Genomic DNA, 11,525 nt, shown 5'->3' on the forward strand with positions numbered 1-11,525 from the left:
ATACCCTGAGGCGTTACCACCAGCCCGTTACGGATAACCAGGTCTTCCATATTTCTACCCCTTTTTATTGCCTGCCGGCCGGTCTATTACTCCCGAAAACTGCTCGGCGATTCTCAGGGCGCTGATGACCCCGGCAATCACCGGCACCTTCAGGCGCTGCTCAAGGCGTTCCTTGATGTCGCTCATCCCGGCACAGCTAAAGATGAGTGCTCCGGCGCCATCCTCATCGATACATCTTTGCCCGGTCTCAACGTAGACCTCGAACATCTCGTTTCTCTTGTCCACAATCTCGGCGCTGTTGCCCACCGCCCGCGCCGAAGCCAGGCGGCTGGCATCAATACCGAGCGAACGCAACCTGTCCGGCACCATCGCAGCCGACTGCTCCGTCGAGTTCAGGAAGGAAAAACGCCGGGCAACGGTACAGGCGGTGAGAATGGCTGCTTCCCCGATTCCGATGACGTTTCCGGTCACCGTCCGGCAGGCTTCCAGCCCCGGGTCATAGCCGCAGGCGATAATAAAGTAGTCGAATTCCGCCAGGTTCTGCTTCACCAGGTGCAACACTTTAGGCGCCTGTACCGCGATATCAGCGGCATTGGCGATAAACTCCGGGCCATCGGCGGTATTTACGGTGGTTATCTCCGTGTCCGGCAGAGCGTACCTTTTCGCCGTGCCGTCTATTGTTTTCCACATTCCCGTGGAAGTATTGGGGTTGATAATCAGTATTCTCATAATACGACCGCCATCATACTTCATCTTAAGAGGTCAGTGTAAGCGGGGAAACCAGACTTCGCGCAGCGCCAGCCCGAAAATGACCAGCCCCAGACAGGTCACGGCGATGGCAATAGTGGGGATTATGGCCATCCACGGAGCCTCCAGCATATAAGTCCGCCCGCTGCCGCTAATCATGTTCCCCCATTCCGGCAGCGGCGGGGGGACTCCAAGCCCATAGTAGCTCATTCGGCTTATCATCGGAACCGCCATCCCCACCGCCACTCCCAGGCTGACCAGTATCAGAGGGAACAGCGAAGCCAGGCCGCGCCCGGAAGCCTGCCTTGAAAAAGCTTTATGCGCCGCGGCGTGGAAGCACGGCAACAATACCAGAGAGAGCAGCAAGCCGACAATGACCGTGATTGACTCGGGATACCTCACCGGAAACAGCAAAGGGGGTGGGGCGAAGACCCGGACGAAGACGGATACCAAATTGAACAGCACCAGCAGCAGCATCAGGGCCGCGGGCACAAATATTATCCCCCTGATAATGGAGTCGGTTTTCCTTCCAATTCTGGCGGAGAGGAACCCCAGGACAACTCCGGGCACAGCCGATGTACCGGTGGCAATCAGCCCAGCGACCACATAAGGGCGGGAGCCGTAGACAACCCGACTAAAAATATCCCTGCCCAGGTTATCAGTCCCCAACAGATGGCCTCCGCCGGGCGGCTGCAAGCGAGCGTCTATACTAATCTCGTTCCAGAAAAAAGGAGCGATGGCGGGAGCCAGGGCGGCAATCACTATCACCGTCAGCAAAATCGCCGCTCCGATGATTCCCCAGGGCCTTCTTTTCAATAAGCGTATCGCTTCCATCAGTCCTCTCGCACTGACAGCTAAACCAATCTCAGTTTGGCACCAGTTTATAACGGCACCGGTGATGTGTCAAACGGAAAAGACCAAAAGCAGAGTGTTTCAAGAGGGGCACCCACTACAGAAAACTTGGTAAACCGCCCGCGCCATGCTAAAATACGGGTCAGTTAACTATCCGGAATATGGTTCTGTTTGCTTTTGGTTGATTTTATTTGTCATTGCGAGGAGTCCCGATGCAATCGGGACGACGTGGCAATCTGAGAGGGGGCTGGGTGCCCTTCCCCACACGGATTGCTTCGCCTTCCCTTCGGGAATGGTCTCGCAATGACACCGCCAACTAAAACCGAATAAGACTAGAATATGGGAGGTCGGTATGACTGAACAAACACGGAAAAGGACCTGGGTCGAGGAACACCTGCCGCCGGACTACCTGGAACTGGCGAAAACGAGGCACCTGCCGATGCCGGGACGCGTCGGCTACGGGGAACGCCCGGCAATCCTGGTCATTGACATGGCCAGAGCCTGGACGGACCCGGAATCGCCGATGGGCGCCGATATGACCGATACCATCGCCCATATTAAAAGCCTCCTCGATGTCGCCCGCCGTACCGAGCCCAAAATACCCATTTTCTTCAGCCTGGAAGGTGTCTACGACCCCAGCCTCAAGGGAATTACCGAAGTCCACAACCGCAAGAGGCCTCACCTCGCCAAACAACTGGTCGCCGGTAGCCCGTGGCTGGAAATCGACCATCGACTTGAGCGCCAGCCGGACGAGCTCATCTTCACCAAGGAGCACGGCACCTGTCTGAGCGACTCCGTGCTGCTGAGGATGCTGATTTCCAACAAGTGCGATACGCTGATTATCACCGGCTGCAGCATCAGCTTCTGCGTCATGGCTACCGCCTATGATGCCGCCCAGCTCGGCTTTCATGGCATCATCCCCGCAGAAGCGGTAGCTGACCGCGACCCTATCATGGGCTGGTACATGCTGCTCAACCTCGACTGGAAGGTGGTTGACGTGGAGCCGGTGGCGGAAGTTATCGAGTACCTGAAACGGTTCCTGAAGAAGTAACCGGAAATCCTCGTTATATCTTCCCGGTATGCCGGGCTTCCCGGACAACCGCCTCCGCCAGCACCTGAAGGGGGTCTATCAGGGGCACGCCGATGTCCTCACCGGCAAGAACCAGGGAAATCTCGGTACAGCCGAGGATAAGCGCCTGGGTGCCGCCACCCACCAGTGCTTGCGCGATGCTCAACGCCCTCTCCTGTGCCACCCCTTCCGTAAAGCCCAGCTTGATGCCGCCCTCCCCGTAAATGACATCCATCAGGGCTGCCTGGGACTCACTATCGGGCAGCAGAACTACTCTCGGCTTTAACCTGCCCTGGTATAGTTCTGCCTCTACGGTACCGCTTGTTGCCAGCAGTCCCACCTTCTTAATCACGGAAAAACGGGTAGAGACATAATCCGACGTCTCTGAAATCATATCAATCACAGGTACAGACACCCTCTGGCGAAGGTCATCCAGCCAGTAGTGGGCGGTGTTGCAGGGGATAGCGATTAGCTCAGCCCCGGCCCGCTCCAGGTTGAGGGCAGTGCTGACCATCTCCTCAAGGGGACTCTGACCTTTATTCAGTATCGCCCGGGTACGGTCAGGTATTCCGGGGTTGTTATCGATGATAATTCTGAGGTGCTCCTGCTCTCTCTTTACCGGCGTGGCTTTGATTATCCTCAGGAATAGCTCGGCAGTGGACTCAGGCCCCATACCGCCCAGAATACCGACAATCTTGTCCCGTTTACTCATAATAAACACCGCTTCAAATATTCAACGGGTCAATTATAGCAGGGCTGTTTATCCCCTGTCATTCCGGCTACCGCCGGAATGACAAACGGGGGTAGAGCCTGATTTGACAAACGTTGTGGGGAGGAGAGTCCAGGAAACCAGCGATTTGTGCTTTTGAAAACCAGAGCGCCTCGTCCTGCCACTCTATAGCATATCCATCCTTGAAAAAAGATAACCCATGACATAAACTTCACCTGATGAAGGAGGTGCATTATGTCCTGTCAAGCATACTATCTGACTGCCGATGGTGAACTGCGCCGCGGTCTCCCCAATGAACAGGTCCAGAGCGGACTGGAATCCGGACAGGGCCTGCTCTGGATTGATATTGACGGCACCACCACCGGGGACGGCGAGTTCCTGCAACAGATATTCAAATTTCATCCCCTGGCGGTTGAGGACTGCCTGAGCACCAAGATTCACCCGCCCAAGGTGGATGACTTCGGGGCGTACCTCTTCGTCATCGTCCACGGCATCAATCACGCCGTGGAATCGGAGGTAGTGGAAACTGCGGAACTGGCAATCTTCATCGGTTCCAATTTCGTGGTCAGCAACCACAATTTCCCAATGTACAGTGTTGAAGCTGTCAGAAGCTCGGTGGAAAGCGATGGACGCCCGATGAGGAAGGGGGCTGACTTCCTGGCACACGCCCTGATTGACGCCCTGATTGACAACGTCATGCCTACCATTGACAGGATAACCGAAATCGCCCAGGAAATTGAAGAGGAAATAATACGGGAGCCGCAGCAGTCCACATTGGAAGATATCCTCAAGCTCAAACGCTCGACAGTGCACATCCACCGAGTCATGGCTCCGCAACGCGAGGTATTGAACCGCATGAGCCGGGGTGACTTCCGGGTTATCCGGGATGACGCCAGGTTCTTTTACCGGGATGTTTATGACCACATCGTACGTATTGAAGACCTCAACCAGACGGTACGGGATATGACCGACAACGCCCTGTCCACGTACTTATCCTCAATAGCCAACCGCCAGAATGAAGTAATGAAGGTGCTCTCCATAGTCGCCGCCATTTTCCTGCCCCTGACGCTGGTAGTGGGTATTTATGGCATGAACTTCGAGAACATGCCGGAGTTGAAAACGCCCTGGGGGTATTATGCAGTACTGGGCTTCATCGGCTTCGCCATTATCGTCATGCTGTGGCAGTTCCGGCACCACGGCTGGATAAAGTGGGGACGTCCGAGGCTCACCAGGGTAAAACTTTTTACCGTCGACCGTGAAAAGCTTGTCGGCTACATGGGGTTCCGGAAGAGGATACCTCAAGAAAAACAGACTGCGGCACATGAAGAGTAGACTATCAGCCCCGAATATTACCGGCAACTCTGATAGATGAGAGGAAAAATGAAACCTGTAATCGGCTTTATTGGACTGGGCAACATGGGCACCCCGATGGCGCAGAACCTGCTTGAGGCGGGTTACTCACTGGTTGTCTATGACATCAGTGAGAAGACGATGGAAGACCTGGTAAAATCAGGGGCGGAGTCAGCCTCCTCACCTCGCGAAGTTGCCCGCCGCAGCCCGGTGATAATCACCATGCTGCCCGGTTCGGCTGAAGTGGAGGCAGTGGTGCTCGGCGCGGATGGGTTGGTTGAGGGGGCTGAGTCTGGTTCCATTGTCATCGATATGAGCAGCTCCTACCCCTCCAGCACCCGGATGATTTCCCAACGGCTGGCGGCAAAGGGTATCAGGATGCTGGACGCCCCCGTCAGCGGGGGTACCAGAGGCGCCCGCGAGGGCACCTTGTCCATCCTGGTCGGCGGCAATGAACAGGACTACAATGAATGCCACCCCATCTTCGAAACCATGGGCAAAAACATTTACTACATCGGGGAAACAGGCACCGGGCATGCGGTGAAGGCGCTGAACAACCTCTGCTCAGCCTGCAGCATGGTCATCACCTCGGAGGTGCTGGTCACCGCCACCAGATTGGGGCTATCTCCGGACAAGGTCATCGAGGTCATCAACGCCAGCAGCGGCCGGAGCTGGTCCACTCAGTTCAAATTTCCCACCTTTGTCCTCAATGACGCCTTCAACTCCGGCTTCAGCATCAACCTGATGAACAAAGACCTAGGAATCGCGCTTGACCTGGGTCGCGAACTGAACATTCCCATGTTTGTCGGCGCGGAAGTCCAGCAGATTTATAACCATGCCGTCAGTCAGGGATACGGCGAAGAATGCCACACCGCCGTTGTCAAAGTAATTGAGGACTGGGGTGGCGTCAAGGTGAGAAGCCGGAAGAGTTAAGCTCCTGTAACAGCCGAAAGGGTATTATTCGGTTTTGGCTGACGGTGTCATTGCGAGGGCGAAGCCCGAAGCAATCCGCAGCGTCGGGAACGGATTGCTTCGCTACGCTCGCAATGACAAATTAAAACAACCAAATACAAACAGAACCTCCGAAAATAAACTTTCATGGTGAAGCGGACTTCTGCTATATTATTAGCAAACACGACTGCCGTTGGAAGATAGCCCGTAGCTACGCTTCACAGTCAGGCAGCAATTAGCCAGGAGGGAGGGGTTAGTAATGAATGCGACCAGTTTTAAGAAACTATTTGAGCCATTCCGGATAGGGCGGATGACCCTGAAGAACCGCATTGTCCTGCCCCCGATGGGCACCAACTACGCCGCCGAGGACGGACAGGTTAGCCAGCGACTCATTGACTACTACGAGGCACGGGCACAGGGGGGCGCCGGGCTGATTATTGTTGAAGGCACTGCCCCTGATACGCAATGCCACAGCCCGCACCAGCCGTCACTGGGTGACGACCGCTACCTCGATGGCTGGCGGAAACTGGCGGATACCATTCACCGGCACGGGGCTAAAGCCGCCGTGCAGCTGCACCACTCAAGTAGAGAAACATGGAATGGCGAGCCGGTACAGGTAGGTCCATCTCCGGTAACAGTCCCGGCCCGGATTATGGGCGTATACGGGAAAATACCTCACGAACTGACCACCGGTGAAATCAGGGAGAGGGTGCAGTGGTTTGCCACGGCGTCAGTACGGGCAAAGCAGGCCGGTTTTGACGGAGTAGAGATACACGGCGCTCACCAGTACCTCATCGCTTCCTTCCTCTCTTCCGCCACCAACCAGCGCCAGGACGAATACGGAGGCAGCGTCGAAAACAAGGCCCGCTTTCTCATCGAGATTATCCAAGCGATTAAACAGGCGGTGGGCCCGGACTACCCGGTATGGACCCGCATCAACGGCCAGGAATACGGCGTGGAGAACGGCGTCACTATCGAAGAGACACGGCAGGTAGTACCGCTGACGGTAAAGGCGGGCGCTCAGGCGGTGCACGTATCCGCCTATGCCGCCGGATCTTATGTCACTAAAGCCCCCATCGCCGATACCGAAGGTTTTCTGGTACCGCTGGCCGAGGAAGTCAAGAAGGTCACCAGTGTTCCGGTCATCGCTGTCGGTAGACTTGACCTTGAAATCGGAGAGCGGATTCTGGAAGAAGGCAAAGCTGACCTCATTGCCATTGGCCGACGGCTGATGGCTGACCCCGCTTTGCCCCGCAAAGCTGCTGAAGGCAGTATGGATGAGATTGACCCCTGCATCGGCTGCATGGAGTGCATCGACCGTCCGCGCCCCCGCGGTCAGGGAGTAAGCTGTACCATCAATGCCGCCATGGGTAGAGAGCGCGAGTACCGGATTGAACCGGCCAAAAAGGTGAAGACCGTGGTGGTGGTTGGCGGCGGCCCGGCCGGGATAGAAGCCGCCCGGGTAGCCGCGCTGAGAGGGCACCGGGTCACCCTGTTCGAGAAAGAGTCCCGGCTGGGAGGCCTGCTCAACATCGCCGCCCTGCCGCCCTACAAGGGCGATATTATCCCCTGGGTCAGCTACCAGGTGAGACAGGTACAGCAAGCCGGTGCGGACATCAGGCTGAACACCGCCGCCACCCCCGGGCTTGTAGCTGAAATAAGACCGGACGCGGTCATTGTGGCTACCGGGGCTACCCCCATCATCCCCGACATTCCCGGCGTCGACGGGACCAATGTCGTCACCGCCCAGGACGTCCTCTCCGGAAAAGCAAGCGCGGCACAGGATGTTGTCATCATCGGCGGCGGGATGGTCGGCTGTGAAACCGGGCACTACCTGGCTGAGAAGGGCAAGACGGTGACCATCATTGAAATCCTTCCCCGCATCGCCGCCGATGTGCCCCCGATGGTAAGGCGCCGCCTCATCGACGGGCTGCGCGGTAAGCGGGTTACAATGCTGACCGGAGCCAACACGCAGGCAATAACCGGAGACGGGGTAACTTTCACTACCGGTGAAGGGAAGCGGGAGACCATCAAGGCTGATACCGTGATAGTGGCGGTCGGCTCTCAGTCAAATAATGATTTACTGACCGAAATAACAGGTAAAGTGCCTGAAGTGCATTGTATCGGTGATTCCTCTCAACCACGCCGTATTGTGGATGCCGTCAGTGAGGGCTACCGTACCGGGCTATTACTGTAGAACCGAAGTAACATAAAGAGGAACAGCCGATGGACTGATGCCGGTCTGCTACCAGTATCAACCGGCTGAATTGAAACCGCCGTTACCGCGAGGAGGGATTTGATGAAAGATTATGATGTTATCGTCGTCGGTTCCGGGTCTGGAGCTTCTATCGCTAATGTGGCAGCATCGGAAGAGCTGAAGGTTGCCATGATAGATAAAGGCCCATTAATCGGCGGCACCTGCCTCAACCTCGGCTGCATCCCTTCCAAAATGCTGATATACCCGGCTGACCGGATAGTGGAAATACAGGAGAGCCAAAAGCTGGGCATTACCGCCGATATTAAGAGCATTGACTTTCGCTCCATAATGGAACGCATGAGGCAGAGTCGGCATGAGAGCCAGCACCACATCAGGGAAGGTATTATACAGGTCAAAAACCTTGACTTCTTTGAAGGCGCGGGGCACTTTGTCGCCGACCATACTATCGAGGTCAACGGAGAGCAACTAAAAGGAAAGCGAATCTTCATCGCCTCCGGTTCACGACCCTTCATACCCCCGATAAAAGGCCTGGACAGTGTCGACTACCTTACCAACGAATCCGTACTGGAACTGAAAGAGAAGCCGGACAGTCTAATCATTATCGGCGGCGGCTATATCGCCGTTGAGTACGGGCACTTCTTTGCCGCCATGGGCACGAAAGTGACCATCCTGGAAATGGCCAGCCGGCTGGTGCTCTCCGAGGAACCGGAAATCGCCGAAGTCCTGAAAAAGGCTCTGGGCAAGCGCATGGCCGTCCATACCGGTACCCAGGCTGAAGAAGTAAAGTCAACAGCCAGCGGGATAACGGTGATTACGGTCGATAAGAAGAGCGGAAAAAAGAGGGAGTTCTCCGCGCAGCAGATTATGATGGCCGTGGGCAGAAGCTCCAATGCCGACCTCCTCAAAGTGGAGAAAAGCGGAATCGAGCTGGACAACCGGGGCTTTATCAAGGTCAATGAATACCTGGAGACGAGCATGAAGAATATCTACGCGGTGGGAGATGCCAACGGGCAGCAGATGTTCACCCACATGGCTAACCGGGAGGTTTCTATTGTGGTGCAAAACGTATTTTACGGCGCTGACCTGAAGGTGGACTATACCGTTGTGCCCCACGCCGTATACTCCCACCCGCAAATTGCCTCGGTCGGTCTCGGTGAAGAGAATGCCGGGAAAGACTATGATATTATTGTGGGCAGGACGCCGTACTTTGATACCGCCAGGGGGAAAGCCATGGTAGAGAAAGATGGTTATGCCAAGGTTATCCTGGATAAAGAAACCGAGCGTATACTGGGCTTTCACATCATCGGACCGCAGGCTCCGGTACTTATTCAAGAGGTGGTCAACGCGATGACCTCCGGCGGGCACATCTCTGAGATTGACCAGGGCATCCACATCCATCCCGCCCTCTCAGAACTGATACCGTTTACGCTCAATAACCTTTGAAAGCTCCGGGACGGGAAACAGGAAAGCATATGTTCTGATGTTACCTGACTAACCGATTACGAGTGTCAGACCCGGAAGGAGTACTCGACTTCCGGGCAATCTTTGATTATCTCAATTGGTTTAGTCAGCGATTGATTAAAAAATGAAAAACCGACCCAGAATCTTCTACGGTTGGTGGATAGTAGCCGCCTCCTTCATCATGTTTCTCGTCTGCGGCGGTATTACCTTTTACGGTTTTACCGCATTTTTTAATCCGATAGCCGAAGAGTTCGGCTGGAGCGCCGCCCAGGTCTCCTTCGCTTTTTCCCTGCGCAGTATCGAGTTTGGTCTGATGTGGCCTCTGGTTGGCTTCCTTATCGACAAATTCGGGGCGAGGAAGATTATCACCTTCGGGACGGTGGTTTCCGGTCTGGGCTTTCTGATGCTGAGCCGCACCGATTCATTGCTATTTTTCTACGCCACTTTTCTCCTGCTGTCCATCGGCACCAGCTGCAGCGTTGGCATGGGACAGTACGTAGCCGCCGCCAACTGGTTCTCCAGAAGGAGGACCTGGGTCATGGGCATCATATCAGCCGGATATGCCTTCTCCGGCATTGTCGGCCCGGTGCTGGTCTGGCTCATCGAGCAATACCAGTGGCGGGGAGCGCTAATTATTTCCGGAATTACGATACTGGTGGTAGGTATTCCCGCCAGCCTGGTAATCCGGCACCGCCCTGAACCATACGGCTATCTGCCTGACGGTGAAGTCCGGGACGCTTTTCCCGCTAGAGACAAGGACATCTCCGGCATCATCGGTAAAATGCCCGAAGATTCAGAACAATACTCGCAGACGGGACTCAGTGCCGGTCAGGCGGTAAGAACAAGGGCCTTCTGGTTGCTCGGCGTCTTCGGTATTCTCACCGGGTTCGCCCAGAGTGCGATCATGGTACTGGAAATGCCCTATCTGACCAGTGTCGGCATATCCCGCAATCTCGCGGGATGGACTATTCTGGGCTTCACCGGTTTCAGCCTCATCGGCAGGCTCGGTTTCGGCTGGATAGGAGATACCTACGATAAGAGACACCTGCTGGCCATCGGGGCTGTCATCCAGTTCCTGGGTGTCCTGGTTTTTGCCGGGGTAAGCAGCCCCTGGATGCTCATTCCCTTCATAATGCTCTACGGTCCCGGCTACGCCTCCCAAATACCAATATGGCCCGCGATACGGGCGGACTACTTCGGGCTGAAACACTTCGCCACCATCGGAGGACTACAGGCAATAGGGTGGACTCTATCCGGCATCATCGCTCCCGTCCTTGCCGGCTGGGTCTTTGACGTCTGGGGTACTTATCGCCCCATCTGGCTGGCTTACGCTATTCTCACCGCCGCCGCCATTCCCTTTGTCCTGTGGATGAAACCGAGTAAACCCGCCCTTTTCACGCCCGGTGAAACCAGAAACGAACCTTAAAAGCCAGAGAGATAATATGAGACTGCCCGAAAACAAGTAATTGTCATCCTGAGCGAAGGGTCTCGGTTGGGGAAAGCTGAAATTTCCTCAAGAACCCTCCCGCCCAGATTCTTCGGTCGTTTTACTCCCTCAGAATGACATTTTGGCCAACCTTCGCTATAATAAGCAACATCATTACATCGCCGCCTTCGTTGCCCGGCTCTTACCAGGATTCATGACGGCATCGGAACGGTTTGTGGAAAAGGAGGCGAATATGAGAAATAGAAGACCCGTTTGGCTCGGTATCTTTACCTTGCTGACATTAATTGCTATCACGGCTTCCGGCTGCGGGACGAGCCCGGGTGAAGAGCATCTTACCCGGCTTACCGGTGAAGGAGGTTCCGAGTATTATCCATACTGGAGCCCGGATGGCAGAAACATCGTCTTCAGCGCAAAAACCAGAAATAACGAGTATGATATCTGGCTGACGGAGGTGACATTTCAGTGAGCGTCGGAAGCCGGAAGGCTCCTCAGAACCATATTGGACGGGAACCCCTGCGGTTAGGTAAGGAAAGACCGGACGGATATCCTCAAGGGTTCTCCACTGTAATCCAGTAGCTTTATTTTGACAGCCCTGGCAAGGGTCGGTGTAAGATAAAGCATTATTCCAGAGCCGGGAGGTACAATGTCAATCCCAAACTTAAAAGAAGCCAGCGCCCGTATTGCCGATGATGTAGTAGCT

General features: G+C 55.3%; 11 protein-coding genes. 7 read left to right on the plus strand and 4 right to left on the minus strand.

The features are described 5' to 3' along the window. Positions 1-54: 54 nt before the first annotated feature. Positions 55-729, minus strand: coding sequence for an aspartate/glutamate racemase family protein (locus Q8Q07_06780; GenBank protein ID MDP3879989.1), 675 nt, complete (start codon positions 727-729; stop codon positions 55-57). Positions 730-762: 33 nt separating this feature from the next. After that, a complete protein-coding gene (locus Q8Q07_06785; protein ID MDP3879990.1) occupies positions 763-1,581 on the minus strand; it encodes a hypothetical protein in 819 nt (272 codons plus the stop codon). A gap of 370 nt (positions 1,582-1,951) precedes the next feature. Between Q8Q07_06785 and Q8Q07_06790 the strand changes: the two genes are divergently transcribed. Further along, positions 1,952-2,650, plus strand: coding sequence for an isochorismatase family protein (locus Q8Q07_06790; protein ID MDP3879991.1), 699 nt, complete (start codon positions 1,952-1,954; stop codon positions 2,648-2,650). Positions 2,651-2,663: 13 nt separating this feature from the next. Here the strand turns inward: Q8Q07_06790 and Q8Q07_06795 are convergent, their stop codons facing one another. Next, positions 2,664-3,380 carry an amino acid racemase gene (locus Q8Q07_06795; protein ID MDP3879992.1) on the minus strand — a complete coding sequence of 239 codons (717 nt, stop codon included), beginning with the start codon at positions 3,378-3,380 and terminating at the stop codon, positions 2,664-2,666. Between the two features lie 252 nt (positions 3,381-3,632). Between Q8Q07_06795 and corA the strand changes: the two genes are divergently transcribed. From corA to Q8Q07_06825, 6 genes are all read left to right on the plus strand, one after another. Continuing rightward, positions 3,633-4,730 (plus strand): magnesium/cobalt transporter CorA, encoded by a 1,098-nt coding sequence (gene corA / locus Q8Q07_06800; GenBank protein ID MDP3879993.1) that lies wholly within the window; start codon positions 3,633-3,635, stop codon positions 4,728-4,730. A gap of 48 nt (positions 4,731-4,778) precedes the next feature. After that, complete coding sequence (locus Q8Q07_06805; protein MDP3879994.1) at positions 4,779-5,681, plus strand: NAD(P)-dependent oxidoreductase; 903 nt, start codon at positions 4,779-4,781, stop codon at positions 5,679-5,681. 277 nt (positions 5,682-5,958) lie between these two features. After that, complete coding sequence (locus tag Q8Q07_06810; GenBank protein MDP3879995.1) at positions 5,959-7,896, plus strand: FAD-dependent oxidoreductase; 1,938 nt, start codon at positions 5,959-5,961, stop codon at positions 7,894-7,896. A gap of 102 nt (positions 7,897-7,998) precedes the next feature. Further along, on the plus strand, positions 7,999-9,360 hold the full coding sequence (locus Q8Q07_06815; protein ID MDP3879996.1) for a dihydrolipoyl dehydrogenase: 1,362 nt from the start codon (positions 7,999-8,001) through the stop codon (positions 9,358-9,360). A 142-nt stretch (positions 9,361-9,502) separates the two neighbouring features. Then, a complete protein-coding gene (locus Q8Q07_06820) occupies positions 9,503-10,804 on the plus strand; it encodes an MFS transporter (GenBank protein MDP3879997.1) in 1,302 nt (433 codons plus the stop codon). 253 nt (positions 10,805-11,057) lie between these two features. Further along, on the plus strand, positions 11,058-11,291 hold the full coding sequence (locus tag Q8Q07_06825; GenBank protein MDP3879998.1) for a hypothetical protein: 234 nt from the start codon (positions 11,058-11,060) through the stop codon (positions 11,289-11,291). A 53-nt stretch (positions 11,292-11,344) separates the two neighbouring features. Here Q8Q07_06825 and Q8Q07_06830 read toward each other — a convergent pair. Continuing rightward, positions 11,345-11,525, minus strand: a 181-nt coding sequence (locus Q8Q07_06830; protein ID MDP3879999.1) for a hypothetical protein, incomplete at its 5' end; no start/stop codon positions are given.

The sequence above is a fragment of the Dehalococcoidales bacterium genome, from assembly GCA_030698765.1.
Taxonomy (GTDB): Bacteria; Chloroflexota; Dehalococcoidia; order Dehalococcoidales; family UBA2162; genus JAUYMF01.